The organism is Janthinobacterium sp. 1_2014MBL_MicDiv, assembly GCF_001865675.1.
Lineage (GTDB): Bacteria > Pseudomonadota > Gammaproteobacteria > Burkholderiales > Burkholderiaceae_D > Janthinobacterium.
Genome location: NZ_CP011319.1, coordinates 965,468 through 991,697, shown reverse-complemented (window position 1 = coordinate 991,697; position 26,230 = coordinate 965,468). Strand labels below are relative to the sequence as shown.

At 65.6% G+C, this 26,230-nt stretch carries 25 protein-coding genes and 2 tRNA genes; 18 read left to right on the top strand and 9 right to left on the bottom strand.

The features are described from left to right. Positions 1-5 precede the first annotated feature (5 nt). The gene (gene dut / locus YQ44_RS04350) at positions 6-455 is read left to right on the top strand and encodes a dUTP diphosphatase (protein WP_071322335.1); all 450 of its coding nucleotides are present in this window, start codon (positions 6-8) and stop codon (positions 453-455) included. Positions 456-592: 137 nt separating this feature from the next. Continuing rightward, positions 593-1,696 carry a M48 family metallopeptidase gene (locus tag YQ44_RS04345; RefSeq protein ID WP_071322334.1) on the top strand — a complete coding sequence of 368 codons (1,104 nt, stop codon included), beginning with the start codon at positions 593-595 and terminating at the stop codon, positions 1,694-1,696. A gap of 32 nt (positions 1,697-1,728) precedes the next feature. Here the strand turns inward: YQ44_RS04345 and YQ44_RS29265 are convergent, their stop codons facing one another. Continuing rightward, on the bottom strand, positions 1,729-1,869 hold the full coding sequence (locus tag YQ44_RS29265; RefSeq protein ID WP_198043872.1) for a hypothetical protein: 141 nt from the start codon (positions 1,867-1,869) through the stop codon (positions 1,729-1,731). Between the two features lie 81 nt (positions 1,870-1,950). Between YQ44_RS29265 and YQ44_RS04335 the strand changes: the two genes are divergently transcribed. The 5 genes from YQ44_RS04335 (at position 1,951) to YQ44_RS04315 (ending at position 5,710) form a co-directional block, all read left to right on the top strand. Next, on the top strand, positions 1,951-2,958 hold the full coding sequence (locus YQ44_RS04335) for an XdhC family protein (protein ID WP_071322332.1): 1,008 nt from the start codon (positions 1,951-1,953) through the stop codon (positions 2,956-2,958). A 70-nt stretch (positions 2,959-3,028) separates the two neighbouring features. Continuing rightward, complete coding sequence (locus YQ44_RS04330) at positions 3,029-3,946, top strand: DNA-3-methyladenine glycosylase family protein (RefSeq protein ID WP_071322331.1); 918 nt, start codon at positions 3,029-3,031, stop codon at positions 3,944-3,946. Positions 3,947-4,004: 58 nt separating this feature from the next. Continuing rightward, positions 4,005-4,376 (top strand): COG4315 family predicted lipoprotein, encoded by a 372-nt coding sequence (locus tag YQ44_RS04325; protein ID WP_071322330.1) that lies wholly within the window; start codon positions 4,005-4,007, stop codon positions 4,374-4,376. Positions 4,377-4,397: 21 nt separating this feature from the next. Then, a complete protein-coding gene (locus YQ44_RS04320) occupies positions 4,398-4,916 on the top strand; it encodes an RNA polymerase sigma factor (RefSeq protein ID WP_071322329.1) in 519 nt (172 codons plus the stop codon). Then, the gene (locus tag YQ44_RS04315) at positions 4,913-5,710 is read left to right on the top strand and encodes an anti-sigma factor family protein (protein WP_071322328.1); all 798 of its coding nucleotides are present in this window, start codon (positions 4,913-4,915) and stop codon (positions 5,708-5,710) included. Before YQ44_RS04320 ends, YQ44_RS04315 begins: the two co-directional genes overlap by 4 nt. 105 nt (positions 5,711-5,815) lie before the next feature. On the opposite strand, the gene mug is transcribed toward YQ44_RS04315, so the two are convergent. Next, positions 5,816-6,346, bottom strand: a complete 531-nt coding sequence (mug, locus tag YQ44_RS04310) for a G/U mismatch-specific DNA glycosylase (RefSeq protein ID WP_232251049.1) — start codon at positions 6,344-6,346, stop codon at positions 5,816-5,818. A gap of 151 nt (positions 6,347-6,497) precedes the next feature. Between mug and YQ44_RS04305 the strand changes: the two genes are divergently transcribed. Together YQ44_RS04305 and YQ44_RS04300 are read left to right on the top strand one after the other, a co-directional pair. Beyond that, positions 6,498-6,974, top strand: a complete 477-nt coding sequence (locus YQ44_RS04305; protein WP_071322327.1) for a (2Fe-2S)-binding protein — start codon at positions 6,498-6,500, stop codon at positions 6,972-6,974. Beyond that, positions 6,971-9,277: a xanthine dehydrogenase family protein molybdopterin-binding subunit gene (locus tag YQ44_RS04300; RefSeq protein WP_071322326.1), complete on the top strand. Its 2,307-nt coding sequence runs from the start codon at positions 6,971-6,973 to the stop codon at positions 9,275-9,277. The genes YQ44_RS04305 and YQ44_RS04300 overlap by 4 nt, the downstream gene beginning before the upstream one ends. On the opposite strand, the gene YQ44_RS04295 is transcribed toward YQ44_RS04300, so the two are convergent. After that, positions 9,274-10,476 carry an MFS transporter gene (locus tag YQ44_RS04295; RefSeq protein WP_083411641.1) on the bottom strand — a complete coding sequence of 401 codons (1,203 nt, stop codon included), beginning with the start codon at positions 10,474-10,476 and terminating at the stop codon, positions 9,274-9,276. The genes YQ44_RS04300 and YQ44_RS04295 overlap by 4 nt on opposite strands. Before the next feature lie 110 nt (positions 10,477-10,586). On the opposite strand from YQ44_RS04295, the gene YQ44_RS04290 reads away from it, so the two are divergent. After that, positions 10,587-11,375, top strand: a complete 789-nt coding sequence (locus tag YQ44_RS04290) for a helix-turn-helix transcriptional regulator (protein ID WP_071322325.1) — start codon at positions 10,587-10,589, stop codon at positions 11,373-11,375. 59 nt (positions 11,376-11,434) lie between these two features. On the opposite strand, the gene YQ44_RS04285 is transcribed toward YQ44_RS04290, so the two are convergent. Next, positions 11,435-11,511 (bottom strand) — tRNA-Met (locus YQ44_RS04285). A gap of 142 nt (positions 11,512-11,653) precedes the next feature. Continuing rightward, positions 11,654-11,730 (bottom strand) — tRNA-Met (locus tag YQ44_RS04280). Between the two features lie 188 nt (positions 11,731-11,918). Between YQ44_RS04280 and YQ44_RS04275 the strand changes: the two genes are divergently transcribed. The 3 genes from YQ44_RS04275 to YQ44_RS04265 are packed head-to-tail and all read left to right on the top strand — an operon-like array spanning position 11,919 to position 14,027. Continuing rightward, a complete protein-coding gene (locus tag YQ44_RS04275; RefSeq protein WP_071322324.1) occupies positions 11,919-12,497 on the top strand; it encodes an NUDIX hydrolase in 579 nt (192 codons plus the stop codon). Between the two features lie 30 nt (positions 12,498-12,527). After that, positions 12,528-13,244, top strand: a complete 717-nt coding sequence (gene aat / locus YQ44_RS04270) for a leucyl/phenylalanyl-tRNA--protein transferase (protein ID WP_071322323.1) — start codon at positions 12,528-12,530, stop codon at positions 13,242-13,244. A gap of 60 nt (positions 13,245-13,304) precedes the next feature. Further along, a complete protein-coding gene (locus YQ44_RS04265) occupies positions 13,305-14,027 on the top strand; it encodes an arginyltransferase (RefSeq protein ID WP_071322322.1) in 723 nt (240 codons plus the stop codon). A 103-nt stretch (positions 14,028-14,130) separates the two neighbouring features. Here the strand turns inward: YQ44_RS04265 and YQ44_RS04260 are convergent, their stop codons facing one another. Further along, entirely contained in the window at positions 14,131-17,442 is a 3,312-nt protein-coding gene (locus YQ44_RS04260) for a S41 family peptidase (protein WP_071322321.1), read from the bottom strand. A gap of 205 nt (positions 17,443-17,647) precedes the next feature. On the opposite strand from YQ44_RS04260, the gene YQ44_RS04255 reads away from it, so the two are divergent. The 3 genes from YQ44_RS04255 to YQ44_RS04245 all read left to right on the top strand — a co-directional run bounded on the left by YQ44_RS04255 (position 17,648) and on the right by YQ44_RS04245 (position 22,500). Next, positions 17,648-18,697, top strand: coding sequence for a quinone-dependent dihydroorotate dehydrogenase (locus YQ44_RS04255; RefSeq protein WP_071322320.1), 1,050 nt, complete (start codon positions 17,648-17,650; stop codon positions 18,695-18,697). A 9-nt stretch (positions 18,698-18,706) separates the two neighbouring features. Then, positions 18,707-19,753 carry an aldo/keto reductase gene (locus YQ44_RS04250; RefSeq protein ID WP_071322319.1) on the top strand — a complete coding sequence of 349 codons (1,047 nt, stop codon included), beginning with the start codon at positions 18,707-18,709 and terminating at the stop codon, positions 19,751-19,753. A 302-nt stretch (positions 19,754-20,055) separates the two neighbouring features. Then, on the top strand, positions 20,056-22,500 hold the full coding sequence (locus tag YQ44_RS04245) for a TonB-dependent receptor plug domain-containing protein (protein WP_071322318.1): 2,445 nt from the start codon (positions 20,056-20,058) through the stop codon (positions 22,498-22,500). An 89-nt stretch (positions 22,501-22,589) separates the two neighbouring features. Here YQ44_RS04245 and YQ44_RS29465 read toward each other — a convergent pair whose 3' ends face one another. Both YQ44_RS29465 and YQ44_RS04235 read right to left on the bottom strand, forming a co-directional pair. After that, entirely contained in the window at positions 22,590-23,147 is a 558-nt protein-coding gene (locus YQ44_RS29465; protein ID WP_071322317.1) for a PEP-CTERM sorting domain-containing protein, read from the bottom strand. Between the two features lie 236 nt (positions 23,148-23,383). After that, positions 23,384-24,220 (bottom strand): aldo/keto reductase, encoded by an 837-nt coding sequence (locus tag YQ44_RS04235; RefSeq protein ID WP_071322316.1) that lies wholly within the window; start codon positions 24,218-24,220, stop codon positions 23,384-23,386. Positions 24,221-24,333: 113 nt separating this feature from the next. Between YQ44_RS04235 and YQ44_RS29460 the strand changes: the two genes are divergently transcribed. Both YQ44_RS29460 and YQ44_RS04225 read left to right on the top strand, forming a co-directional pair. Next, positions 24,334-24,945 carry an immunity protein Imm33 domain-containing protein gene (locus tag YQ44_RS29460; protein ID WP_071322315.1) on the top strand — a complete coding sequence of 204 codons (612 nt, stop codon included), beginning with the start codon at positions 24,334-24,336 and terminating at the stop codon, positions 24,943-24,945. Further along, entirely contained in the window at positions 24,942-25,295 is a 354-nt protein-coding gene (locus tag YQ44_RS04225; protein WP_071322314.1) for an MmcQ/YjbR family DNA-binding protein, read from the top strand. The genes YQ44_RS29460 and YQ44_RS04225 overlap by 4 nt, the downstream gene beginning before the upstream one ends. On the opposite strand, the gene YQ44_RS04220 is transcribed toward YQ44_RS04225, so the two are convergent. Continuing rightward, positions 25,292-26,224 carry a CysB family HTH-type transcriptional regulator gene (locus tag YQ44_RS04220; RefSeq protein ID WP_071322313.1) on the bottom strand — a complete coding sequence of 311 codons (933 nt, stop codon included), beginning with the start codon at positions 26,222-26,224 and terminating at the stop codon, positions 25,292-25,294. The two genes, YQ44_RS04225 and YQ44_RS04220, sit on opposite strands and share 4 nt — an antisense overlap. Between the last annotated feature and the right edge of the window lie 6 nt (positions 26,225-26,230).

The following is a 26,230-nucleotide window of genomic DNA, read 5'->3' as shown; positions in this document are numbered from 1 at the left end:
CTTCAATGAAAAATATCGACATCAAAATCCTCGACGCCCGCATGAAGGAACAATTGCCGGCCTACGCCACCCCGGGCAGCGCGGGCCTCGACCTGCGCGCCTGCATCGACGCACCCATCACCATCGAAGCCGGCCAGACCGTGCTCATCCCCACCGGCCTGGCGATCCACATCGGCGACCCCTCGTATGCGGCCATGATCCTGCCGCGCAGCGGCATGGGCCACAAGAACGGCATCGTGCTGGGGAATCTGGTAGGCTTGATCGACTCCGATTACCAGGGCCAGCTGATGGTATCGACCTGGAACCGGGGCCAGAGCGCATTCACGCTCAATCCCATGGAGCGCCTGGCGCAGCTGATTATCGTGCCGGTGCTGCAAGTGGGCTTTAACGTCGTCGAGGAATTCGGCGACAGCGAACGCGGTGTTGGCGGTTTCGGCAGCACCGGCAAACATTAACAGCGACTGACAAACCGTAGCGAGCGGATGTAAGTTGCGGCCGGGACGCGGAGCTGTGCGTATGCACAGTAAGCATCGGAGGCCGCAAATCGCGCCGCGCAGCAGGTTTTGTCAGGAGTTACAAGAAGGAATAGTCTATGCCAGGTTTCCGCCATCTGATCTCAGCCCAGACTTCGCTGCGCCGATTGGCCACTCCCCTCCTGCTGGCCAGCGCGGCCATCCTGACCGGCTGCACCACGCCGGCGACGACTGTCAGCGGTCCGTTCAATGTCGTGCCGGCGCCCGACGCGCCGGCCTTGACGGCGCAGCAAAAGGCGGCGCAGGACGAGCTGGTGAAGATGGTGGCCCTGCAGGACCGGCTGTCGAAAGTCTCGGCGCCCCTGCTGATCAACAATGCGGATCTGTGCAAGACGTATGCGCGCAACCTGCTGGGCTTCACGGCACAGAACAAGTATTCGTATCCGGGCATCTATGCCGACGCGGCGCAGGCGGCGCTCGGCTACGGCGAACAGATGCAGGTGTCCGGCGTGCTGCCGGGCAGTGGCGCCGCGCGCGCAGGCTTGCGCAAGGGCGACGGCTTGCTGGCGGCCGAAGGCAAGCCGCTGCCCTCGGGCCCCAAGGCGGAAGGCCCGTTCGGCGCCATCGTCGGCCCGCTGGCCTCGAAAAGCGCCAGCCTGAACATGACCATCGCCCGCGACGGCCAACAGCAGGACCTGAAGATTCCCGTCACGCGCGCCTGCGCCTTCCGCGTCGCCCTGGGCAATGCGGACAATATCAATGCGTATTCGGACGGCTCGCGCATCATGCTCACGCGCGGCATGGTCAATGCGGCGCAAAATGACGAAGGCATCGCCTTCGTCATCGCCCGCGAAATGGCGCACAACATCCTCGACCACGCGCGCAGCCAGCGCACGGCCGGCACCTCCGGCAGCATCATCGACAGCCTGGGCGCCGTGCAGCCCGACGTCTCGATGCTGACGGGCGCCGCCGGCATCAAGGCCATGCCGCAGGAACTCGACGTGCAAGCCGACACGCTGGCCATCTACCTGCTGGCGCGCGCCGGCTACAACATCGACAACGCCGCCCGCTTCTGGCAGCGCCTGGCCACGCAAGTGCCGGCCACGGTCGCCAACGGCTACACGGCCCTGCATCCGGGCACCAACTCGCGCATGGCCGCCATCAACCGCGCCGTCATCGACGTGCGCGCGAAGCAGGCGGCGAAGAAACCGCTGAAACCGTAATCAGCGTGACGCCTGGAACAGCAAATGCTGCTTCAGGCGCCAGGGAAGTTCGGGAAGTAGGCGCCCATGACCCAGGTCAGGATGGCGCAGAACACCACCGCCAGGAACAGCACGACAAGCAGCTTGCCGAACTTGGGATTGCCATCGTCTTCCGGTTGATTCTCTAGCGGCATAGCGTCTTTCTGCAGGCTGGGTGAACGCGTAGTATATTCCATAGTTCGCCGCCATCACGCGGCATTCCACCTTCGCGCCCCATGGACAGCATCGACCTTGAAGTTCTGAAAACCAGCGCCGCCTGGCTCGCCGCCGGGCACCGCTGCGAGCTGGTCACCGTCATCAAGACCTGGGGCTCCAGCCCCCGCCCCGTGGGCGCCACGCTGGCCATCTGCGACGATGGCACGGTGGTCGGTTCCGTGTCCGGCGGCTGCATCGAGGATGACCTGATCGACACGGTGCGCGTGCACGGCATCGTGCGCACGCAGCCGGAAATCGTCAGCTACGGCATCAGCGCCGACGAGGCGCACCGTTTCGGCCTGCCCTGCGGCGGCACCATCGAACTGGCCATCGAACCGCTGCATGCGGACAGCCAGGTGGCCGAGCTGCTGGCGCGCCTGGAAGCCCATGAACTGGTGGAGCGCCGCCTGGATTTGCGCAGCGGCGCCGTCACCCTGCGGCGCGCCGCGCCGGGCGCCGCGCTGACCCTGGAAAACGAGGTGCTGACCACGCAGCACGGCCCGCGCTGGCGTCTGCTGATCATCGGCGCCAGCCAGCTGTCGCGCTTCGTGGCGCAAATCGCCACGGCCATGGATTACCACGTCATCGTCTGCGACCCGCGCGAGGAATACCGCGGCGGCTGGAACGTGCCGGGCGTGCCGCTGCTGCACGCCATGCCGGACGACCTTGTGCTGGAGCTGCAGCTCGACAGCCGCAGCGCCGTCGTCGCCCTCACGCACGATCCCAAGCTCGACGACCTGGCCCTGATGGAAGCGCTCAAATCCCCGGCCTTTTACGTCGGCGCCATCGGTTCGCGCGCCAACAACGCCAAACGCCGCGAACGGCTGCTGCAGTTCGACGTCAGCGCCGCGCAGCTGGCGCGCCTGCACGCGCCCATCGGCCTGTACATCGGCAGCAAGACGCCGGCCGAGATCGCCATTTCCATCCTGGCCGAACTGACGGCCGTGAAAAATGGCGTGCCCGAGACGCTGCAGATCCAGCACGCGGCGGCCTTGACGCCGCCCACGCCCGACATCTGCGCGCGCTAGTGCCAGACAGCAAGAAACAGGATGCGTCCCGCATCGCCACCGTGATACTTTCCCTGATTTTCGGACCGCCATGACCCTGCTGCACTGGACCCTCCCCCTGCCCGCCGGCTACCGCCGCGACGACGTCATCGCCTTCCACAGCCGCGATGCGGAAGCCGTGGCCGAACAGGTCACCGCCACGGGCCTGCGCAAGGGCATCCTGCTTGCCGGCGCCGCCGTCGTGCTGGACGTGGCGTTCACGGATGATGCGGCCATCTGCCGCGCCGACATCGATGGCGATGCGGATGCGGGCCTGCGGGAACGGCTGCACGGCGCCCTGCTCAACATCCTCGGCCTGCGCATCGACCCGCAGCCGTTCGCGCAGCTGGCGGCGGGCGACCCGCTGATGGCGCCCCTGGTCCGCGTCAACCCGGGCCTGCGCATCGTGCAATCGGCCAGCCCGTTCGAGGCGCTGACCTGGGCCATCATCGGCCAGCAAATCAACCTGCCATTCGCCATCGCCCTGCGCCGCACGTTCATTCTGCAGGCCGGGCGCCGGCACAGCAGCGGCCTGTGGTGCTACCCCGAGGCGCGCGACGTGGCCCGGCTGGCCGTCGAAGATCTGACTAGCCGCAAATTCTCGCGCGCCAAGGCCGAAACCGTGCTGCGCCTGGCCCGTCTCGTCGACGACGGCGAACTGTCGCTGGAGCTGGACGCATCGGGCGAGGTGGCGGCCATTTCGCAGGCGCTGCTGGCCGTGAAGGGCATCGGCCCGTGGACCGTCAATTACGCGCTGCTGCGCGGCTACGGCTATGCCGATTGCTCGCTGCACGGCGACGTGGCCATCCGCGCCGCCCTGCAAAAGCTGCTCGGCGAAGAGAGCAAGCCGGACATGGCGCGCACGGAGCAGTGGTTGCGCCAGTACGCGCCGCACCGCACCATGGCGGCCGCCCACCTGTGGGCCAGCCTGCACGCGGCGGAAAAAAATAGTTCGCCCGAGCGGGAATAAACGGCGGGCGGCAGGCGTCTATCCCTTGCAAGCCCCCAACAACCTCAAGGAGACCGTCATGCGCTTTACTACTTTTGCCGCCACCGCCCTTTTCACCGCCTTGTCCGCCCCGCTCGCCTTCGCCGCCGACGTCATGCCCGCCAACGGCATGCTGGTCAATGCCAGCGGCATGACCGTGTATGTGTTCGACAAGGATGTCGCCGACAGCGGCAAGAGCGCCTGCAGCGGCGGCTGCCTGGTCGCCTGGCCCGCCGTCATCGCCACCGAAGCGGCACCCGCCGCCCCGTACGGCAGCATCAAGCGCGAAGACAATGGCGCCATGCAGCTGACCTACAAGGGCAAGCCCCTGTACCTGTACAAGGAAGACAAGAAGCCGGGCGACGTGGCCGGCGACAATTTCAAGAACGTGTGGCACATCGTCAAGCCCTGAGCATCCCGGCCCGCCGCCACGATGACCGCATTTGACGACAGCCGCGCGCTGCAAGCCTGCCTGCCGGGTCTGCGCCGCTATGCGCGCGCGCTGGCGGGCGATGTGCACGCGGACGACCTGGTGCAGGATACCGTCGAGCGGGCCTGGCGCAAGCTCGGTCAATGGCAGCGCGGCGGCGAGATGCGTCCGTGGCTATTTTCCATCATGCACAACCTGCATGTGGACCAGTTGCGCCGTCCCGGTCTGGCGCTGCAGGATATCGACGATGACGCCCTGCTGCCCGCGCCGGAGCGGGCGCCGGGGCAGTCGATCGCCATCGGCGAGATGGATGCGGCGCTGGCCCGCCTGCCGCTGGGGCAGCGCGAAGTGATCCTGCTCGTCGCGCTCGAGCAGATGCCGTATGAGCAGGTGGCGGCCACCCTGGACATCCCCGTCGGCACCGTCATGTCGCGCCTGTCGCGGGGACGCGACAAACTGCGCGCCCTGCTCGATGGCCGTCCCGCCAGCGGCAGCGCGCCCACCCTGAAAGTCGTGAAATGAATACGCAAGCCATCAGCGAAGCGCAACTGCATGCCCTGGCCGATGGCGTGCTGCCCGAGGAACAGCGCGCGGCGCTCGAAGCGCACCTGCGCCAGCATCCGGACGATGCCGCCAGGGTGGACGCCTGGCGCGAACAGAACCGGCAATTGCGCGCCCTGTTCGATCCCGTGCTGGACGCAGCCTTGCCGGCAGCCCTGCTGAGCGCCACCGCGCCGCCAGCGCCAGCGGCGAACGGCGCCTGGCAGCGCCACGCCATGCAGGCGGCGGCCGCCATCGTGCTGGTGGTCGCTGGCGGCGCGGGCGGCTGGCTGCTGCGCGGCGGCAGCGACGGCCCGACGGCCAGCGCCAGCGCCTCCGTTTCCCTGGCGCGCAGCGCCGCCATCGCGCACGCCGTCTACACGCCCGAGGTGCGCCACCCGGTGGAAGTGGGCGCGGAACAGGAAGCCCACCTGGTGCAATGGCTGTCGAAACGCCTGGGCACGCAGCTGCGGCCGCCCGTGCTGTCGCCGCTCGGCTACCAGCTGATCGGCGGTCGCCTGCTGCCTGGCGACGGCGACGGCCCCGTGGCGCAATTCATGTACGAGGATGGCGGCGGCAAGCGCCTGACCCTGTATGTGGCGAAGGAGCGGGCCGGCAGGCAGGAAACGGCGTTCCGCTACACGCAGGAAAAGGAACTGAGCGTGTTTTACTGGATCGACGGCCAGCTCGGCTACGCGCTGTCGGCCGGCCTGCCCAAGCAGGAGCTGGGCAAGATCGCCAACGCCGTCTACGCGCAGCTCGAAGCACCTCGCTGAGGCAGGGCTGAGCGCCATCGCCCGTCAGCCTGCTGCACAAGGGACAGGCGCCGCTGCCCTTGAAACTGCGCGCCTTTCCCGCTCGTCACGCCGCGCCTGCGCGCGTCAGCTGGATGTCTGCTGAGCGCGCCTGAATTCCGCATACGCGTCGACCAGCCGCTCCTTCGAATAGCCGCGGTTGAGTCCACTGGGATTGGGCAGTATCCACACGCGCGCGCCGCCGAAGCGCTCCGGCTGTTCGCCCCAGTCCACCTGGCGTTTCCCCGTCATCGCGGCATAGGCGGCCTTGCCGAGGAAGGCGACCCACTCCGGCCGCACCCATGCCAGCTTGTGCAGCAGGCCCGCCGCCGCTTGCGCGAATTCGTCCGTCCCCACCTGGTCCGCGCGGCTTGTGGGACGCCCGACGGCCGCCGTCAACCCCAGCCCGAAAGCGAGCACGCTTCGATCGTCTTGCGGCGCCACCAGGTGCGGCGTGAAGCCGGCCAGGTACACTACCGGCCAGAAGCGGTTGCCGCGGCCGAGAAAATGATGGCCGGCCGCCGCCGCGTCCACACCGGGATTGAGACCGCAAAAAACTACCTGCAAGCCGGGAGCGAGAATATCCGGCAAGCCTTGTGCCGGTGTCATGTGTGCCATGGAAAACTCCGATATCAGAAGCCGCAGTATGCCACCGGCCCCATCTCCTGCAGCGCAGGGCGGCTGGTGCTACCATCCCGTACTGATGAGCTAATCCATTTGGCGGATGGCCGTCACGCGTCCCCGTACCATCCCACTCCGAGGAATAACCATGACGACCCTGACCATCAATGGCAAGCAGCACGACGTTGCCCTGCCTGAAGACACGCCCCTGCTGTGGACCCTGCGCGACGAACTGGGCATGACCGGCACCAAATTCGGCTGCGGCATGGCCCTGTGCGGCGCCTGCACCGTGCACATGGACGGCGAGGCCATCCGCTCCTGCGTGACGCCGATTTCGGCCGCCGCCGGCAAGCGCATCACCACCATCGAAGCCGTGGGCGAGGACCAGGTCGGCCTGACGCTGCAACAGGCGTGGCAGGAACACGGCGTACCGCAATGCGGCTACTGTCAGGCCGGGCAGATCATGTCGGCCACGGCGCTGCTGCACAAGACGCCGAGACCGAACGACCAGCAGATCCGCGAGGCGATGAGCGGCAATATCTGCCGCTGCGGCACCTACACGCGCATCCACGCGGCCATCAAGCAGGCGTCGGCCAGCATCGGCGCGAAAGGAGCGGCCAAATGAGCATCCATGACACTCCTGCCGCACATTCGCCCGCGCGGCGCAGCTGGCTCAAGGCCGCCGGCGCGCTGGCCGGCCTGACCCTGGTGGCGGGTCCTTCCGGCCTCGTGATGGCGGCCGATGCCGTCAAATACGGCGGCGCGCGCATGGCTGGCGGCGTGGTCGACGACGCCCTGGTATTCCTGTCGATCGGCACCGACGGCATCGTCACCATCGTGGTGCACCGCTCCGAAATGGGCCAGGGCATCCGTACCAGCCTGCCCATGGTGGCGGCCGATGAACTGGGCGCCGACTGGGCCCAGGTGCGCGTGCAACAGGCGCCCGCCGACGAGGCGCGCTACGGCAGCCAGGACACGGACGGCTCGCGCAGCATGCGCCACTCGTTCCGCGCCATGCGCCACGTGGGCGCCACCGCGCGCCTGATGCTGGAAACGGCGGCCGCCGTGCGCTGGGACGTGCCCGTCACGGAGGTGAAAGCCGTCAACCACGCGGTCGTGCATGCGGCCAGCGGGCGCACGCTGTCGTTCGGCGCCCTGGCCGAGGAAGCGGCCAGGCTGCCCGTGCCGCCGCGCGCCCGCATCAGCCTGAAAGCGGCCGGCGAGCTGCGCTACATCGGGCAAGCCAGCACGCGCGGCATCGACCTGCACGATATCGTCACGGGCAACACCCACTTCGGCATCGACACGCGCCTCGATGGCATGGCGTATGCGGTCATCGCCAGGCCGCCCGTGTTTGGCGGCAAGCTGAAGAGCGTGGACAAGACGGCGGCCCTGAAAGTGCCGGGCGTGCTGCGCATCGTGGAACTGGCGGGCAGTCCGCCGCCCGCCATGTTCAACCCGCTGGGCGGCGTTGCTGTCATCGCGAAAAATACCTGGGCCGCCATCAAGGGGCGCGAAGCGCTGGTGCTGGAATGGGAAGACGGCCCGAATGGCGTTTACGATTCGCAAGCCTTCCGCGAGACGCTGGAAGCGGCCGTGCGCCAGCCGGCGAAACCGGCGCGCGACCAGGGCAAGACCGTGGCTACCCTGGCCGCCGCCCCCGCCGCGCGCAAGCTCAGTGCTGAATATTACCTGCCCCACCTGGCGCACGCCACCATGGAGCCGCCCGCCGCCACCGTGCGCATCGCCGGCGGCAAGGCGGAAGTGTGGGCCTGCGTGCAGGCGCCGCAGGCGACGCGCAGCAACGTGGCCAAGGCGCTGGGCCTGGCGTTCGACGACGTCACCGTGCACGTGACCCTGCTGGGCGGCGGCTTCGGGCGCAAGTCGAAGCCCGATTTCGCCGTCGAGGCGGCGCTGCTGTCGAAGGCCATGGATGGCGCGCCCGTCAAGCTGACGTGGACGCGCGACGACGACCTGCAGCACGACTACCTGCACACGGTGTCCGTCGAACGGCTGGAAGCGTCGCTGGACGCGAAGGGAATGCCGACGGCCTGGCTGCACCGCACGGCTGCGCCCACCATCAGTTCGACCTTTGCGCTGGACGCGAAGACGCAGTCGGCGTCCGAGCTGGGCATGTCTGCCATCAACGTGCCGTATGCGATTCCCAACATCCGCGTCGAGGTGCCGGAAGTGCCGGCCCACACGCGCATCGGCTGGTTCCGTTCCGTGTCGAACATCCCGCACGCGTTTGCCATCCAGTCGTTCACGGCCGAACTGGCCCATGCGGCAAGGCGCGACCACCGCGACTACCTGCTGGCGCTCCTGGGCCCCGCGCGCAAGATCAACCCGGCCGACCTGTCGGACGGCTGGAACTATGGCGAGGACCCGGCAAAATATCCGGTGGATATAGGCCGCATGCGCCACGTGATCGAGCTGGCGACCGCCAAGGCGGGCTGGGGCCGCAAGCTGCCCAAGGGTCGGGGCCTGGGCCTGGCCGTGTCCTACAGCTTCGTCACCTATGTGGCGGCCGTGATCGAGGTGGAAGTCAACGCGGCCGGCGAAGTCATCGTGCCCAGGGTCGACATCGCCATGGATTGCGGTCCGCAGATCAACCCGGACCGCGTGCGTTCGCAGATCGAGGGCGCCTGCATCATGGGCCTGTCCCTGGCCATGAGCGGCGAGATCAGTTTCAAGAATGGCCGGGTCGAGCAAAGCAATTTCCACGACTACGCCGTGCTGCGCGCCGCCGACGCGCCGCGCGTGATCCACACGCACCTGGTGCCCGGCACGCTGGACATGGAACTGGGCGGCGTGGGCGAACCGGCCACGCCGCCGATTGCCCCGGCCCTGTGCAACGCCATCTTCGCCGCCACGGGCAAGCGCATCCGCGCCCTGCCCGTGGCCATGCAGCTGGCGAAGAAGGCTTAGCCGCTGCGCGCGTGACATAACTGCAGCAGCAGCGCGGCGGCGGCCACCACGGCGGCGCCGGCCGCCAGCAGCCACATGGGCCAGTCCAGCAACAGCAACAGGCCGCCGCTGGCGGCGCCGATGGCGCTGCCCAGGTACAGCGCCGACTCGTTGAGGGCGATGGCCAGGTTGCCATCGCCCTGCGCGGCGCGCACGGCCAGCAGCTGCTGGTTCTGCGGCACTTGCAGGGCCCAGCCGGCCGCCCCCCACAGCACGATCGGCGCCAGCATCAGCCAGGCCGACCACGCCGCCGCCAGCGGCAGCGCGCACAAGGCCAGCGCCAGCAGCAACAGGATGGTTTGCGTCAGCGTCGGCGCCGCCACCTTGTCGGCCCAGTATCCCACCAGCATGCTGCCGGCGATGCCGCCCAGGCCCCAGGCCCACAGGAACGGCGTCACCGGCAGGGCGGCGCCGCCTGTCGACCATGCCAGCAGCGGCGCGACGAAGGTGTACATGCCCAGGCTGGCGATGGCAGCCAGCAGCGACACCAGCAAGATGACCAGCACCTGCCCATCGGCCAGCAAGGCCAGCCTGCGGCGCAGCGCGGTCGCCGGCGCCGCCGGCAAGGCCGGCAGCCTGCACAGCAAGCCGGCCAGCGCCAGCGCGCCGAGGGCGGCGACCAGCCACAGTGCCGCGGCCCAGCCCAGCCGCTCGGCCAGCAACAGGCTCAACGGCACGCCCAGCACCGTGCCGCTGGCCATGCCCCCCATGATCATGCCGATGGCCTTGCCACGCTGCTCCGGCGCGGCAACGGCCGCAGCCGCCGCGATGCCGAGCGCCAGATACACGCCGGACGCGATGCCGGCCAGCGCCCGCAAGGCCAGCAAAGCGCCAAAATCGGGCGCCAGCGCGCTGGCCCCGTTCGCCAGCACGAACACGGCCAGTGCCCACAACAGGCCGGCGCGCTGCGCACGGCCCGGCAGCAGGGCCACGGCCAGCGGCGAACCGAGGCCGTAGGCCAGCGTAAACGCCGTCACCAGCTGCGCAGCCATCGCCATCGAAACGGCAAACGCGCCGGCGATCAGCGGCATCAGGCCCGCCGTCACATACGAAGCCATGCCCAGCGCAAACGCACCGATGGCGATCAGGTGGACGGCGGCGGGCAGCACGGCGGCACGGGATGCAGGCGTCGCGGCGCCAGGGGAAGAATAATCGGACATGGAATGGCCTTCAGGAAGAAAGCAGGCATTCTGGAATACAATATAAACAATTACAATTTAACTGTTTATGCTATTACTGATAGCAACAGGCTCACCGGAAAGACCGTAGCATGCGCACTTTGGCCCGTACCCGCCACGAACTGGCCGCCTATCTGCAGGCGCGGCGCGCGCGCCTGTCGCCCGACGACGTGGGCTTGCCCGGCGGCGGACGGCGCAGGACTCCGGGCTTGCGCCGCGAGGAAGTGGCCGCGCTGGCCGGCGTGGGACTGACCTGGTACACCTGGCTGGAACAGGGGCGCGACATCGGCGTCTCCAGCGCCTTCCTCGACAAGCTGGCTGAAGTGCTCAAACTCGATGCGGCCGAGCGCCGCCACCTGTTCCTGCTGGCGCACGCGCGTCCGCCCGCCGAAGAGGGCAAGACGTTTTGCGTGGTGCCGCCGCTGGTGCGCCGCCTGATGCACGAACTGGCGCATCCGGCGTACGTGCTCAACCTGCGCTGGGACGTGCTGGCGTTTAATGCGGACGCCGACGCCATGTTCGGCTTCGGCGCGCATGCCGCCGCGCGCCGCAATCTGCTGTGGCTGCTGTTTACCGATCCCCTGCTGCGCCAGCGCCTTGTCGGCTGGGAAGAGCAGGCGCCGCTGATGCTGTCGAGCTTTCGCCGCGACTACGCGCGCGCCACGCAGGAAGCGGACATCCATGCGCTGGTCGCGGAACTGGAAAAGGTCTCGCCGGAATTCAAGCTGTGGTGGCGCCGCCATGACGTGCATGCGCCATGCGCGGGCGTGCGCACGCTGCTGGTCGACGGCGAAGAGATCGCCCATGAGCACACCTCGCTGACCATCGATGCGGACCGCCATTTGCGGCTGGTGGTGTATGCGCGCCAGGCCGCGCAGTGAACGGCCGCGCACAACGAAAAAACCGCTGACCCTCTTGCGAGGAATCAGCGGCTTCGAATTGGTTGCGGGGACAGGATTTGAACCTGTGACCTTCGGGTTATGAGCCCGACGAGCTGCCAGACTGCTCCACCCCGCAGGCGAATTATATACCAGATTGTTGCGCAGCGTAAAGGGCGTAAATTGACAATTTCAGTCGCAGCCGGCCTGCCGGAATTTGCCGTCGGATAACAATGAAAAAAGCCGCCGATCTTTTGCAAGAATCAGCGGCTTTCCGGTATTGGTTGCGGGGACAGGATTTGAACCTGTGACCTTCGGGTTATGAGCCCGACGAGCTGCCAGACTGCTCCACCCCGCACTCGAATTATACGGGCAAACTGACGGCTTAGGCAATAGCTATCTCCACTTCGACTGCAATAGAGCCATTTAATTAAAAAAGCCCGGCCAATTGCTGGTTGGAATTGTGTCCGCCCGTCACGCCACGCCACGCGCAATCGGTGTACAGTAAGCGTTACACTAGACATCATCATTATCCTAAGTCCGCCCATGAAATTCTGCTCCGAATGCGCCCATCCCGTCAGCCTGACCATCCCGGAGGGCGACAACCGTCCGCGCTATGTGTGCGCCAACTGCGATGCCATCCATTACCAGAACCCGAAAATGGTGGTCGGCTCCATCCCCGTGTGGGAAGAGGATGGCCAGTTGCAGGTCTTGCTGTGCAAGCGGGCCATCGAGCCGCGCTACGGCTACTGGACGCTGCCGGCCGGCTTCATGGAAAACGACGAGACCACGTCCGATGCGGCCGAGCGCGAAACGGTGGAGGAGGCGGGCGCCAATATCGAACTGGGCCCCCTGTTTTCGCTGCTGAACGTGCAGCGCGTGCATCAGGTCCACCTGTTCTACCTGGCGCGCCTGCGCGACCTCGATTTCGCCCCGGGCATCGAAAGCCTGGAAGTGCAGCTGTTCACGGAAGCGCAGATTCCCTGGGATGACCTGGCCTTCCCCACCATCCGCGCCACCCTGGAGCTGTTCTTCGCCGACAGGGTCAAGATGCGCGAAGGCGGCAGCTATGGTTTCCATACGGGCGACATCACGCGCCCGATGGCGCGCGCCGATGCCGAGTAAGCCCCGTCCAACCGCCACCTGTGACGCCGCATGATCCCCTGGCTCGATATCCACACCCCGTTTCCCGATGTCTCGCGCGCCCTCACCGACGAGGCGCCCGGCCTGCTGGCGGCTGGCGCCGACCTGTCGCCCGCGCGCCTGCTCGACGCCTACCGGCGCGGCATCTTCCCCTGGTTTTCCGAGGGCCAGCCCATCCTCTGGTGGAGCACCGACCCGCGCATGGTGCTGATGACGGACGCCTTCAAGGTCTCCGACAGCCTGGCCAAGGCGCTGCGCAGGGTCGAGCGCAGCGCCGCCACGGACGGACGCTGGCAACTGCGCTTCGACGGCGATTTCGAAGCCGTCATGCGCGCCTGCGCGGCGCCGCGCAAGGATGGCCCGGGCACCTGGATCTCGGACGAAATCATCGCCGGCTACACGGGCTTGCACAAGCTGGGCTACGCGCATTCGTCGGAACTGTGGCTGGACGGGGAACTGGTGGGCGGCGCGTACGGCGTGTCGATCGGGCGCATGTTCTATGGCGAGTCGATGTTCGCCCGCGTGACCGATGGCTCGAAGATCGCGCTGGCGCACCTGGTGCGCTTCCTGCAGGACCGCGGCGTGGCCATGATTGACTGCCAGCAGGAAACAAAACACCTGGCCTCGCTGGGCGCGGCGCCGATTTCACGCGCGCGTTTCCTCGCCCATGTGCGCAGCGCCATTGAAGCAGCGCAAATCACCGACTGGCAATCTGCAACACCGGCATAAAAAAGCTATGATATCTCCACGCAGACTTCCATTGCCGCGGCCAGACCAGACAGGATCAGCATGACGCACCTGAACGAACTACCGTTTGCCACCCTGCAGTTCTACACGACGGCGCCCTACCCGTGCAGCTACCTGGACGACCGCCAGGCCCGCTCGCAGGTGGCCACGCCCTCGCACCTGATCAACAGCGACGTGTATTCGGAACTGGTGCGCAACGGTTTTCGCCGCAGCGGCATTTTTACCTATCGCCCGTATTGCGACGGCTGCCAGGCCTGCATTCCCGTGCGCGTCGTGGCGCAGGAATTCGCGCCCAACCGCAACCAGCGCCGTGCCTGGAACCGGCATGCCGACCTGCGGGCCGGCGTCGCCACCCTGTCCTTCCTCGACGAACACTACGAGCTGTATTTGCGCTACCAGAGCACGCGCCACGCGGGCGGCGGCATGGACCAGGACAGCCGCGACCAGTACGCGCAATTCCTGCTGCAAAGCCGGGTCAACACGCGCCTGGTGGAATTCCGCGAGCCGGACGGCACGCTGCGCATGGTCAGCATCATCGACGTGCTGGCCGATGGCCTGTCGTCCGTGTACACCTTCTTCGACCCGGACGTGGCGGGCGCCTCGTACGGCACCTACAACGTGCTGTGGCAGATCGCCCAGGCGCGGGAACTGGGCCTGCCGTATGTCTACCTGGGCTACTGGATAGAGCAAAGCCCGAAGATGGCCTACAAGATCAATTTCAAGCCCCTGGAAGCACGCATCAAGGGGCAGTGGATAGTGATGTAAAACCTGGGATTATTGGGTAGGTCGGATTAGCGCGCAAGCGCGCAATCCGACACTGCGATGCCAACAATGGTGTCGGATTACGGCGCTTCGCCCCTAAGCCGACCTACTTGCTCTTGTCCGGAAACGCCGGACGCGCAGGCCGTGTCGGCGGATTTTTCGCCAGTTCGGCCTGGATCACCTCGATGGCCTTTTCCAGCTGCGGATCGCGCCCGGCGATGACGTCGGCCGGCGTTTGCTCGACTTCGATGTCGGGCGGCACGCCCTCGTTTTCCACGCCCCAGCCGTTTTCGCGCGTCCAGAAGGCCAGGTTCGGCGCCGTGATGAAGCCGCCATCCATCAGCACGGGAAAGCCGAGGACGCCCACCAGGCCGCCCCACGTGGCCTTGCCGATCAGCGGACCCATGTTATTTTTGCGGAACATCCACGGCAGCAGGTCGCCGCCCGAGCCGGCCGTTTCGTCGATCAGCATGGCGCGCGGGCCCTGGATCGAGGCCGATGGCGTCTTCATGTCGGCGCCATAGCGCATGGTCCACCAGGCGATTTCCTTCTTCTGCAGGATCTCGATATAGTAATCGGCCACGCTGCCGCCGCCATTGAAACGCTCGTCGACGATGATGGCCTGCTTGTCCGCCTGCGGGAAGAAATAGCGCTTGAAGTAGGTGTGGCCCAGCCCCGCCGTATTCGGCACGTACACATACGCCACCCTGCCGCCGGTGGCCGCATTGACCTTGCGCATATTGCCTTCGATCCAGTCGCGGTTGCGCAAGGCATCCTCGGTCGGCACGGGCACCACGGTAATCGTGCGCGCGCCCTTGCCGTCGGCCGACGGCCCCACGGTGAGGTCGATGGCCTTGCCGGCCGTATTCTCGAAGGCGCTGTACAAATTGGTGGGCGGCGCCAGCGGGCGGCTGTCGACGGCCAGCAGGTACTCGCCCGCCTTCACGTTCAGGCCAGGCTCCGTCAGCGGCGCGCGCAGGGCCGGATTCCAGTTCAAGCCGCCATACACCTTCTTGAAGCGGTAACGGCCATCGCTGACTTCGTAATCGGCGCCCAGGAGCCCGCCCGGCACCTTCTTCGCCTCCAGAAAATCGTCGCCGCCGCCGCCGCGGTGGTGGCCCACGGCCAGTTCGCTGCACATCCACTGGATCAATCGATTCAGGTCGGCACGGCTGGACAGCTCGGGCAGGAAGACAGCGTACTTGTCGCGCATGGCCTTCCAGTCCACGCCATGCATGCCCGGATCATAGAAATAGTCGCGGTTGATGCGCCACACCTCGTTGAAGATCTGCGTCCACTCGGCGCGCGGATCGGCCCTCACCTCGATGGCGTCGACCTTGATCTTGCCCTCGCCCGGCGCCAGCAGCTTGCCCGTGGCCGAACCCATGGCCCAGTTTTCCTTCTGGCGGTACAGCAGCTTCTTGCCGTCGGCCGAGACTTCGAAATCGTCCGCCTCGGCCACCACGGTTTCCGCCTTGCGCTCCTTCAAATCGAAGCGCTGCACGGTCTTCTTGCCGTCGCTTTCGCGCAGCAGGAAGATCTGCCCGGCGGCGCCCGCGGCCAGGCTGGAGAACTGCGCGGCCGGCAGCGGCAAGTCGACGATGCGCGTGGCGATGCCGTCGAAATCGATGTGGATGGGCGCCACGGGCGCCACCGTCACCTTCGGGTCGTCGCGGCCCGTCTTCGGATCGATTTTCGGCTCGCTCTTCGCTTCCGCCTCGTCTTTCGCCGTATCCTTCTTGCTCTCCGCACTGGCCGCCTTTTCCTCGTCGCTTTCCTTGATCAAGGGCGACGGCAAGTCGCGCCGCAGCACGGCCATCCACACCGTGCGCGTCACGAGGTTGTCTTCGTTCTGCTGCGAGAACCAGTTGTTGCTGGGGCCCGCATTCGTCGAGGCGAAGAAGTACAGGTACTTGCCGCTCTTGTCGAACACGGGTTCGGCCACGTCGGACAGGCCATCCGTGACGGGCATGGACTTGTTCTGCTCGACGGAATAGATGTAGGCGCTGCGCGTGTAGGTGGGCGAATTGAGCGTGTAGGCCAGCCAGCGCGAATCGGGCGCCCACGAGGCGCGCATGCTCTTGTCGACGCCATACATCGGTTCCGTGGCGATCTTCTGCACCTTGCCCGTGCCGACATCGATCACGTACATGCTCCAGCCATTGTCGGCAAACGCGATCTTCCTGCTGTCGGGCGACCAGACGGCGTTGTCATAGAAGCCGCTGCCATTGAGCTTGAACTTGCGCACCGCGCCCTTGCCGTCCTGCGCGCGCACATGCAGCTCGTATTCGCCCGACTCGTCCGAGAAATACGCGACCGAGCGGCCATCGGGCGACCAGATCGGCGTGCGCTCGTTCGCGCCGGCCGTCTGCGTCAGGTTACGCACGTCGCCCTTGTCGGCGGGGATGGTGACGATCTCGCCCCGGTATTCGAAGGCGACGCGCGCGCCCGACGGCGAAATCGAGGCGTCGCGGATGTATTTCGCATTCTTGACCCAGCGCGGGCGCGTCTGCCCCAGGTCGCTGGCCACGCCGATGGCGAGCTTTTGCGCCTGGCCGCTGGCGATATCGAACGAGTGCAGATAGCCGGCCTGCTCGTAGACGATCTTGCCGTTCGCGGCCGACGCGTTGAGCACGGGGAAATCCGCGTGCCGCGTCAGCTGGCGCACGGTTTTCGTCTTCACGTCGTAGGCAAACAGGTTGAATTCGCCGTTGCGGTCGGAGCGGAAGTACACGGTGTCGCCTACCCACATCGGGTCGACGTCGTTCGAGCGCGTGGCGGGCTGGGGGATTTTTTCGATGGATTTATCGGCGGAGGAAAACAGCCACAGCCAGGAATTGGTGCCGCCCCGGTAGCGCTTCCACTGCTTGAACGCGGGCGCCAGGGGGTTGTAGGCGATGCGCGTGCCATCGGGCGAATACGTGGCGCGCGAGGCGTTGGGAATTTCCACCTGGGTTTCCACGCCGCCCGCGACAGGTACTGTGAACAGCTTCTGGAAGCGGTTGTTGAAGGCGGCGCGGGGCGAGGTAAACATCACGGCCTTGCCATCGGGCGTGAACGCCTGCGCCAGGTCGGCGCCCGGGTGGAAGGTCAGGCGGCGCGGCACGCCGCCGGCCGCCGCGATCACGTACACGTCGACATTGCCATCGATATTGGCGCTATACGCGATCAGGCTGCCATCGGGCGAAAACACGGGATTGGACTTGTCGCCCAGGTCGGACGTCAGGCGCCGCGCGCCGCCGCCGTCGAGGTTGGACAGCCACAGGTCGCCCGCATAGATGAAGGCGATATGGCGGCTGGAGACGGCCGGTTCGCTCAGCATGCGGGTGTCTTGCGTATTGGGCAGGGCCAGGGCCGGGTGACTCAGCAACAGTGCGCTGGCGGCCGCGATGGCGCTCAGGATGCGTGTCTTTTTCAATCGATGTCTCGCTTATAAGGTAAGTGAACAGGGAAGAAACAGGAAAGTCCAGGGTCGCAATGCGAATTGGCAATGAATCAATATTGCATTAGACCAAAAAGAACTATACACCCGGCAGCCGTGTGGAACACGGTAAAATACGGCAAATTACACAGCGCGCCGCCAGCCTCTCCCGGCGGCCTGCGCACCACCCTAAAAGCGCCCCATGTCCGAAAAATTCCTGTACTCCCTCGCTCGCCCGCTGCTGTTCTCGATGGATGCCGAAGCGGCCCACCATCTCACCCTGCCTGCCCTGAAACGCGCCAGCGCGCTGGGCCTGACGAAGCTGGCCGGCAAGCCGGCCCTTGACCCGCGCACGGTGATGGGCATCACCTTCCCGAACCCGGTCGGCCTGGCCGCCGGCCTGGACAAGGATGGCGCCTATATCGACGCGCTGGCCGACCTGGGCTTCGGCTCGATCGAAGTGGGCACCGTCACGCCGCGCGCGCAGGCGGGCAATCCGAAACCGCGCATGTTCCGCCTGCCGCAGGCGCAGGGCATCATCAACCGCATGGGCTTTAACAATGGCGGCGTCGATGCGTTTGTCGCCAATGTGCAGGCGTCGAAGTTTTACCAGGAACGCACCGGCGTGCTGGGCCTGAACATCGGCAAGAACGCCGACACGCCGATCGAACGGGCGGCCGACGACTACCTGCTGTGCCTGGAAAAAGTCTACCCGTATGCCAGCTATGTGACGGTGAACATCTCGTCGCCGAACACGAAAAACCTGCGCCAGCTGCAGGGCGCGTCCGAACTCGACGCCCTGCTGTCGCAGCTCAAGGAAGCCCAGGCGCGCCTGGCCGACCAGCACAAGCGCTACGTGCCGCTGGCCCTGAAAATCGCGCCGGACATGGATGGCGAGCAGGTAAAAAGCATCGCCGAGTCGCTCACGCGCCACAAGATCGACGGCGTCATCGCCACCAACACCACCCTGTCGCGCAGCGCCGTGGAAGGCATGCCGCATGGCGCGGAAGCGGGCGGCCTGTCGGGTGCGCCCGTGTTTGAACTGTCGAACAACGTGATCCGCCTGCTGAAGGCGGAACTGGGCGACGCCCTGCCCATCATCGGCGTGGGCGGCATCATGCAGGGCAGCGACGCCGTGGCCAAGATCGAGGCGGGCGCGCAGCTGGTGCAGCTGTACAGCGGCCTGATTTACGCCGGCCCCGCGCTGATCAAGGATTGCGCGCGCGCGCTGCGCGGCAAGCAGGCCCGCTAAGGCAAGGTCATGGAAAAGATCAAGCTGGGCACGAGCAGCCTGGAAGTAAGCCGGATCTGCCTGGGCACGATGACGTTCGGCGAGCAAAACAGCGAAGCGGAAGCGCACAGCCAGCTCGATTACGCGCTCGAGCGTGGCATCAACTTCATCGACACGGCGGAAATGTATCCGGTGATGGCCAGCGCGCAGACGCAGGGCAGCACCGAGCGCCATATCGGCAGCTGGCTGAAGAAAAGCGGCAAGCGCGGGCAGATCGTCCTGGCCAGCAAGGTGGCGGGACCGAACTCGCGCATGCACTGGATACGCAAGGGCAAGACCGACCACGACGCGGTGAATATCCGCGCCGCCGTCGAAGACAGCTTGCGCCGCTTGCAGACGGAGCACATCGACCTGTATCAATTGCACTGGCCCAGCCGCAACCTGCCCATCTTCGGCGCCAGCGTGTACAACCCGCGCAAGGAGCACGCCTCGGTCGCCATCGACGAGACGCTGGCCGTGCTGGGCAAGCTGGTCGAGGAAGGCAAGATCGGCCACATCGGCGTGTCGAACGAATCGTCGTGGGGCGTGTGCGAATACATCAAGCAGGCCGAACTGAAAGGCTTGCCGCGCATCGTTTCGATCCAGAACCTGTACAACCTGACGGCGCGCCATTTCGAGACGAGCCTGCTCGATGAAACCTGCCACCGGGAAAATGTCGGCTTGCTCGCCTACAGCCCGCTGGCGTTCGGCCAGCTGACGGCGAAATACCTCGACGATCCGCAGGCACGCGGACGCCTGACGATTTTCCCCGCCGGCTGGAGCCCCCGCTACATCCGTCCCGCCACCATCGAAGCGGCCCGGCAGTATGCGGCGCTGGCGCGCGCCAACGGCATGACGCCGGCGCAGCTGGCCCTGGCCTGGTGCTACTCGCGCTGGTTCGTGGCCTCGACCATCATCGGCGCCACCAGCGTCGAACAGCTGCGGCAGAATATCGACGCGTATCAAGTCACGCTGGCGCCGGAACTGGTGGCGGCCGTCGACGCCATCCACGCCAGCCTGCCCAATCCGGGGCAGTAAGCGCCATACCGTCTGGCGCCGCCGCACAGCGTCGCGCCAGACGCCCCACTCCCATCGCAGATAGTCGTATTTACGCAACAGCTGGCAATTTACTGCTGTGCAGCATTGCAGCCTTGCCATGCCCGGTCGTATGCTGGAAATGAGTCCATATGCGCTACCCGCGTCACTTGGGTGCATATCAGACATTTATTGCATATCGATAGACAGAACTATTCGTAAGCACGCCAAGTGCCCGCTGCTAAGCTGTTTTCGTCATCGGACCGCCATGGTCCGCGCATACACTAACCGAAGAGATATTGTCGATGAGTTCAAGCACCGCCCGCTCCCAGCTTCCCGCCCTTCCCGTAAAAACCGTCCTTGCCGCCAGCCTGATCGCCTGCTTCAGCCTGCCGATGCAGGCGCAAGCGCAGCAAGAGCTGCCGGCCGATGGCGAACTGCAGTCGGTGGTCGTCACCGGCACCTTCGCCAAGAACCGCCGCACCATCGACTCCGAATCGCCGATCGACATCCTGACCTCGCGCGACCTGCAAAGCACGGGTTCCAGCGAACTGGCTACCGTGCTGGCGCGCCTGCTGCCGTCGCTGAACTTTGCCCGCGCCACGGGCGCCGACGCCAGCGACGCCGTGCGCCCGGCCCAGCTGCGCGGCCTGTCGCCCGACCAGACTCTCGTGCTGGTCAATGGCAAGCGCCGCTACACCTCGGCCGTCGTCAACGTCAACGGTTCGCTGGGCCGCGGTTCGGCGCCCGTCGACCTGAATGCCATCCCGCTGGCCGCCATCGACCACGTGGAAGTGCTGCGCGATGGCGCGGCGGCCCAGTACGGCTCCGACGCGATTGCCGGCGTGATCAACATCATCCTGAAAAAAGGCGCGGCCGGCGGCGATGTCGAAGTGGGCTATGGCCAGACGCAGGAACGCGACGGCAAGCAAAAGAGCATCAAGGGTTCGGCCGGCTTCAAGCTGGGCGACGACGGCTGGGTGCGCGTCTCGGCGGAAGTGGCCGAGCGCGACCCGACCAACCGCGCCGGCGCCGACTTCCGCAACCCGCTGGAACCGCGCTACGGCAAGGTCAACCAACGCTATGGCGACCCGGAAAGCAAGCCGGCCACCGTCTTCATCAACAGCGAATACCGCATCAACGACAATCTGGACTGGTATGCCTTCGGCAACTATGGCAAGCGCGACACCTCGGCCGCCGCCACCTGGCGCACGGCCTTGATCCAGGACCCCGTGACCAAGGTCTACTCGCAGCGCACGCCGATCTATCCGGAAGGTTTTTTGCCGCTGCAAAACAGCACCCTGACCGACCAGTCGCTGGTGACGGGCTTGCGCGGTGAAGCCGCCGGCTGGCGCTGGGATGCCAGCCTCAATTATGGCAGCAACAAATTCGAGCTGGACCTGGACAACACGGTCAACCAGTCGCTGGGCGCGGCCAGCCCCACGCATTTCTATGCCGGCTCGCTGAAGAATGAACAGACGGTATTCAACCTGGACGCGGCGCGCGAATTCCCCGTCGCCTTCTTTTCCGGCCCGCTGACGGTGGCCGTGGGCGCCGAAGCGCGCCATGAAAAATACAGCATCGGCGCCGGCGACGAAGCTTCCTACATCACCGTCGTTACCAATCCCGCTACAGCAGGCGGCGCGCAAGGCTTTTCCGGCTTCCGCCCGGCCAACGCGGGCAGCCATTCGCGCCACAACGAATCGATCTATGTGAACCTGGAAGCGGAAGCGACGAAAAAACTGTCGGGCGGCGTGGCCCTGCGCCATGAGCGCTACAGCGATTTCGGCAGCACCACCTCGGCCAAGGGTTCCGCCCGCTATGCGTTCACGGACGCGCTGTCCCTGCGCGGCACGGTGTCGAGCGGCTTCCGCGCGCCGTCGCTGGCGCAGCAGTACTACACCATCACCACCACCAACTTCCAGGTCATCAACGGCAACAACACGGCCATTGAAACGGGCACCTTCGCCGTCAATACGCCGCAGGCGCGCGCCCTCGGCGCACAGGACCTGAAGCCGGAGAAGGCCCGCAACTACAGCCTGGGCCTGCAGTTCCAGCCTAGCCGCAACTTCACCACCTCGATCGACGCCTATCGCATCGACATCGACAACCGCATCCTGTTCTCGGCCAATCTGGCGCTGAATGACAAGCTGAAGGCCCAGCTGGCAAACCAGGGCTCGACCGTGGGCGCGGCGCGCTACTTCACCAACGCCGTCGACACGCGCACCGAAGGCGTGGACATCGTCAGCACCTACCGCATCGACCTGCAGGACAAGGATCGCCTGGACTTTACCGTGGCCTACAACCACAACAAGAGCACGGTACAGAAAATCGCCGACAATCCGGCCATCCTGACGGCCAACAATTTGAAGCTGATCGACCGCCAGAGCATCGACCGCATTACGGTGGCGTCGCCGAAGGACAAGTTCAGCCTGGCCGCCGACTACGCCTTCGGCATCTGGAATGCGCATGGCGTGGTGACGCGCTACGGCAGCTTCACGGTGCCGCAGAACGATATCAAGCTGGACCAGACGTATGATCCGCAATGGGTGCTGGACGTGTCCGGCTCCGTAAAGCTGGACAAGCACTGGCGCCTGGTGGCCGGCATCGACAACGTCACCAACCGCTATCCGGCGCAGGTGACGAGCGCGGGCAACCTGAACGTCAACGGCACGCAGCCATACAGCATCTTCGCGCCGAACGGCTTCAATGGCCGCTACTACTACGCCAAGGCCGGCTACAGCTGGTAAGCGGCAAACCGCCCCAACAGGCAAAAAGCCCGGAACGCATGGCGTTTCCGGGCTTTTTTTTCATGCATGGCGCCAGCGGCGCATCGGACTTAGCCGCGGCGGCGGCGCGCCATGAAGCCCAGCAGGCCCAGGCCCATCACCAGCATGCCGTAGGTGGCCGGTTCCGGCACGGCCGACACCGAGCTGTAGGCGCGGAAGTTGCTGATGCCACGTGGCAAGTTACCGATACTGAACAGCGTATTCGCGGCCACCGGGCTGTCCCAGTGGAACAGCAATTCGCCACGGCCGTAATGGATGGCCAGGTAGTCGAAGCTGGAATTGACGGAGAAGGAACCGGACTTGCCACTGTTCAAGTCGCCTTGGGTGGCCAGCACGAGCGAACCGGTGCCGCTCGACGGCAAGCCGAACTGCGTATTGAGCAAGGACTTGATCGCGGCCGCGCTTTGCGCGCCGGGCGGGTTGGCGCCGTCATACACCCATACGCTGGCGGCCGCGACAGGGCCGTAGGTGACGGTATTGCCACCCACCGTAAAGCCGCCTTTGGCAGGGTTGCTGATCTCGACCCAGCTGGCGGCGCTGGCCAGCGGCGCCACGAAGGCCGACACGCTGAGGCACAGTCCCAGTACTGCATGTTTCGTCATATTCATATATTTCCCCTAGCCATTATTTCAATATTGCAACTTAATTATATTTTTTATCACTTCCTTGCGATAGGACAAAAGATATCACTGAGGAAATCAAAATGCAATTAAAGAAACATATTTTGCCATTGGCATTTTTAATCGAACCCAGCCGTTTATCCGCTGGGCCGGCTATCGCAGGGGCATGGCGCCATGGCTTGCCGCACGGCTGTTGCAGATCCACCCGTGACGATACGGAAAAACTACAACTCCAGATTGGTATCGGGATCGCCGCCCTGGCGGTGTGCGCCGTCGAGCAGCGCCAGCGCCGCCAGGTCATCGGCGTCGAGGGCAAAATCGAAGATCGCCAGGTTTTGCCGCATGCGCACCGGGTCCTGCGACTTTGGAATCGCCACCAGGCCGTGCTGCACATGCCAGCGCAACAGGATTTGCGCGGCCGAACGGCCATGTTTCTGCGCCAGGCGCACCACGGTGGCGTCCTGCAGCAGGGCGCCGCGTCCCAGCGGGCTCCACGACTCGATGACGATGCCTTGCGCCGCATGCCAGGCCCGCAGCGCCGCCTGGCTAAAATCCGGGTGCAGCTCGACCTGGTTGACGGCAGGCAACACCCCCGTCTCCGCCCGCAGGCGCTCGATATGGGCGGGCTGGAAATTCGATACGCCGATCGAGCGGATGCGCCCTTCCCCGCGCAAGCGCACGAAGGCGCGCCAGGTGTCCACGTACAGCTCGCGCATGGGCAGCGGCCAGTGGATCAGGTACAGGTCGAGGTAATCGGTGCCCAGGGCGGCCAGCGTGGCGTCGAATGCGCGCAGGGTGCTGTCGTAACCGTGCTCGCTGCCGCGCAGCTTGCTGGTGATGCAGACCTCGGCGCGCGGCACGCCGCTGGCGGCGATGCCGCGTCCCACGCCCGTTTCATTGCCGTAGCGGGCCGCCGTGTCGAGCATGCGGTAGCCGCATGCGAGCGCCGCCTGCACGGCCGTCTCAGCTTGTGCATCGTCGAGCGGCCAGGTGCCAAAGCCGATCTGCGCGATGCGCCGGCCATCGTTGAGGAGTAAATGGGGTATCGTTGCGTCAGTCATGCCTGTCCTTGGTGTGAGAGAGGGAAAGAACATGATACGGCCTGCGCGCGCGGCGTGCTTTCAGGCGTGCAATCGGCTACCATGGGCTTTACTCTTCTTGACGACGGAGCACCATGCCCAGCTGGCACCTGGCCGACGCCGCCGAACTGGCCGCGCGCCACCCCTATACCTTCTATAAATCGCCACCCGAGGCCATAGCCCAGGTGCGCCCCGGCGAGGTGGTCAAGCTGATCTTCGCCTTCCACAGCGACGCTCCGCAGGCACCGGGCGCCGAGCGCATGTGGGTGCTGGTCGATACGGTGAAAGCCAACGGCCACTTCACGGGCAAGCTCGACAACATGCCCGGCTACATCGCCGATTTGCAGGCAAAAGACACGGTCGCCTTCGAAGCGCGCCATATCATCAACACGCAGCATGACGATGACGACAACCTCGTCAACCGCTATGCGGGCCTGTGCTTCGTCACGAAAAGAGTACTGGAAGACGGCGCGCCCGTCGGCTACCTGTACCGCGAGGAACCGGACAATGCCGACGACAGCGGCTGGCGCTTCACGGCCAACGACGAGAGCGACGACTACATCAACGACAGCGCCAACGTGGCCCTCGTGTCGCTGGGCGCCGTGCTCGGCGTGGATGACCGTTTTATTGCGCTGCTGGACTCTCCCACCGGCACGGCCTATGCCTTCGACCGCAACACGCAGCAATTCATGGCGGTGGACGAATGAAAACAGATGAACTGAAGGAGCTGTGCGCGGCCCTGCCCGGCGCACAAGCCGTGCTGTACGGCCCGCCGTCGAACATCCTCGTGTATGCAGTGAGCGGCAAGAAATTTGCCTATTTTAAGACCAGCATGCCCGAGCAGTGGCGCTTCAGCCTGCGCGCCAGCGCCGGGCGATTCATCGAACTGACGGACATGCCCGGCGTCAAGCCGGCGCGCTACATGGGCCGCTTTCACTGGGTGACGATCGTTGATGTAGCGCAATTCCCTGCCGATTACCTGGCGGAACTGGTGCAGGACAGCTACGCACGCGCCGTGGCCGGCCTGACGCGCGCGCAGCGGGCCGCGCTGGATTAAAGCGACTCTTCGCCCGCCATGGCACGGTCAATGTCTTCGCGCGTCAGGTCCGGCGCCAGCTGCAAAATGAATTCGTAGGCATAGGCGCGCAGGTAGGCGCCGCGGCGCACGGCCAGGCGCGTCGTGTTGGTGGCAAACAGATGCGACGCTTCCACGGCGCGCAAGCCCTTGTCGCGGCCATGGTCGAAAGCCATCGAGGCCACGATGCCCACGCCCAGGCCCAGCGCCACGTATTGCTTGATGACGTCGGAATCCATGGCCGTCAGGATGATGTCGGTGGCCACGCCCGCCTTGGCAAACGCATCGTCGATATGGCCGCGTCCCGTGAACCCCTTGTCGTAGGTAATCAACGGGTATTTCGCCAGGTCTTCCAGGCGGATCGGCGTGTGTTCGAGCAGCGGGTGGCCGTCCGGCACGACGATCAGATGGCTCCAGCGGTAGCACGGGAACGACACGAGGTCAGGAAACTGGCTCAAGCCTTCCGTGGCGATGCCGATATCGGTCTTGCCCGACAACACCCATTCCGCGATATGTTCAGGCGCACTTTGTTGTAGCGCAATACGCACCTCGGGATAGGCGGCGCGGAAGCTTTGCACCACCTTCGGCAGCGCATAGCGGGCTTGCGTGTGCGTGGCCGCCACGGACAGGGTGCCGCTGGTCTGGCCGCTGTACTCGAGGCTGGCCTGCTGCAGGTTTTCCGCCTCGATCAAGAGGCGGTCGACGATTTTGAGGATGCCCTTGCCCGGTTCCGTCAAGCCCGTCAAGCGCTTGCCGTTGCGTTCAAAAATGACCACGCCCAGCTCGTCCTCGAGTTCGCGGATTTGCCGGCTCACGCCCGGCTGCGACGTGAACAGGGCGTTGGCCACTTCCGTCAGGTTATAGCCGCGGCGGGCCGCTTCGCGGATCGAGCGCAATTGTTGAAAATTCATGGTGTT

What these genes read in the sequence shown, in the direction of transcription:
- dut (WP_071322335.1), top strand. Translation starts at nt 6, where the DNA reads ATGAAAAATATCGACATCAAAATCCTCGACGCCCGCATGAAGGAACAA.
- YQ44_RS04345 (WP_071322334.1), top strand. Translation starts at nt 593, where the DNA reads ATGCCAGGTTTCCGCCATCTGATCTCAGCCCAGACTTCGCTGCGCCGA.
- YQ44_RS29265 (WP_198043872.1), bottom strand. Translation starts at nt 1,869, where the DNA reads ATGCCGCTAGAGAATCAACCGGAAGACGATGGCAATCCCAAGTTCGGC.
- YQ44_RS04335 (WP_071322332.1), top strand. Translation starts at nt 1,951, where the DNA reads ATGGACAGCATCGACCTTGAAGTTCTGAAAACCAGCGCCGCCTGGCTC.
- YQ44_RS04330 (WP_071322331.1), top strand. Translation starts at nt 3,029, where the DNA reads ATGACCCTGCTGCACTGGACCCTCCCCCTGCCCGCCGGCTACCGCCGC.
- YQ44_RS04325 (WP_071322330.1), top strand. Translation starts at nt 4,005, where the DNA reads ATGCGCTTTACTACTTTTGCCGCCACCGCCCTTTTCACCGCCTTGTCC.
- YQ44_RS04320 (WP_071322329.1), top strand. Translation starts at nt 4,398, where the DNA reads ATGACCGCATTTGACGACAGCCGCGCGCTGCAAGCCTGCCTGCCGGGT.
- YQ44_RS04315 (WP_071322328.1), top strand. Translation starts at nt 4,913, where the DNA reads ATGAATACGCAAGCCATCAGCGAAGCGCAACTGCATGCCCTGGCCGAT.
- mug (WP_232251049.1), bottom strand. Translation starts at nt 6,346, where the DNA reads ATGGCACACATGACACCGGCACAAGGCTTGCCGGATATTCTCGCTCCC.
- YQ44_RS04305 (WP_071322327.1), top strand. Translation starts at nt 6,498, where the DNA reads ATGACGACCCTGACCATCAATGGCAAGCAGCACGACGTTGCCCTGCCT.
- YQ44_RS04300 (WP_071322326.1), top strand. Translation starts at nt 6,971, where the DNA reads ATGAGCATCCATGACACTCCTGCCGCACATTCGCCCGCGCGGCGCAGC.
- YQ44_RS04295 (WP_083411641.1), bottom strand. Translation starts at nt 10,476, where the DNA reads ATGTCCGATTATTCTTCCCCTGGCGCCGCGACGCCTGCATCCCGTGCC.
- YQ44_RS04290 (WP_071322325.1), top strand. Translation starts at nt 10,587, where the DNA reads ATGCGCACTTTGGCCCGTACCCGCCACGAACTGGCCGCCTATCTGCAG.
- YQ44_RS04275 (WP_071322324.1), top strand. Translation starts at nt 11,919, where the DNA reads ATGAAATTCTGCTCCGAATGCGCCCATCCCGTCAGCCTGACCATCCCG.
- aat (WP_071322323.1), top strand. Translation starts at nt 12,528, where the DNA reads ATGATCCCCTGGCTCGATATCCACACCCCGTTTCCCGATGTCTCGCGC.
- YQ44_RS04265 (WP_071322322.1), top strand. Translation starts at nt 13,305, where the DNA reads ATGACGCACCTGAACGAACTACCGTTTGCCACCCTGCAGTTCTACACG.
- YQ44_RS04255 (WP_071322320.1), top strand. Translation starts at nt 17,648, where the DNA reads ATGTCCGAAAAATTCCTGTACTCCCTCGCTCGCCCGCTGCTGTTCTCG.
- YQ44_RS04250 (WP_071322319.1), top strand. Translation starts at nt 18,707, where the DNA reads ATGGAAAAGATCAAGCTGGGCACGAGCAGCCTGGAAGTAAGCCGGATC.
- YQ44_RS04245 (WP_071322318.1), top strand. Translation starts at nt 20,056, where the DNA reads ATGAGTTCAAGCACCGCCCGCTCCCAGCTTCCCGCCCTTCCCGTAAAA.
- YQ44_RS29465 (WP_071322317.1), bottom strand. Translation starts at nt 23,147, where the DNA reads ATGAATATGACGAAACATGCAGTACTGGGACTGTGCCTCAGCGTGTCG.
- YQ44_RS04235 (WP_071322316.1), bottom strand. Translation starts at nt 24,220, where the DNA reads ATGACTGACGCAACGATACCCCATTTACTCCTCAACGATGGCCGGCGC.
- YQ44_RS29460 (WP_071322315.1), top strand. Translation starts at nt 24,334, where the DNA reads ATGCCCAGCTGGCACCTGGCCGACGCCGCCGAACTGGCCGCGCGCCAC.
- YQ44_RS04225 (WP_071322314.1), top strand. Translation starts at nt 24,942, where the DNA reads ATGAAAACAGATGAACTGAAGGAGCTGTGCGCGGCCCTGCCCGGCGCA.
- YQ44_RS04220 (WP_071322313.1), bottom strand. Translation starts at nt 26,224, where the DNA reads ATGAATTTTCAACAATTGCGCTCGATCCGCGAAGCGGCCCGCCGCGGC.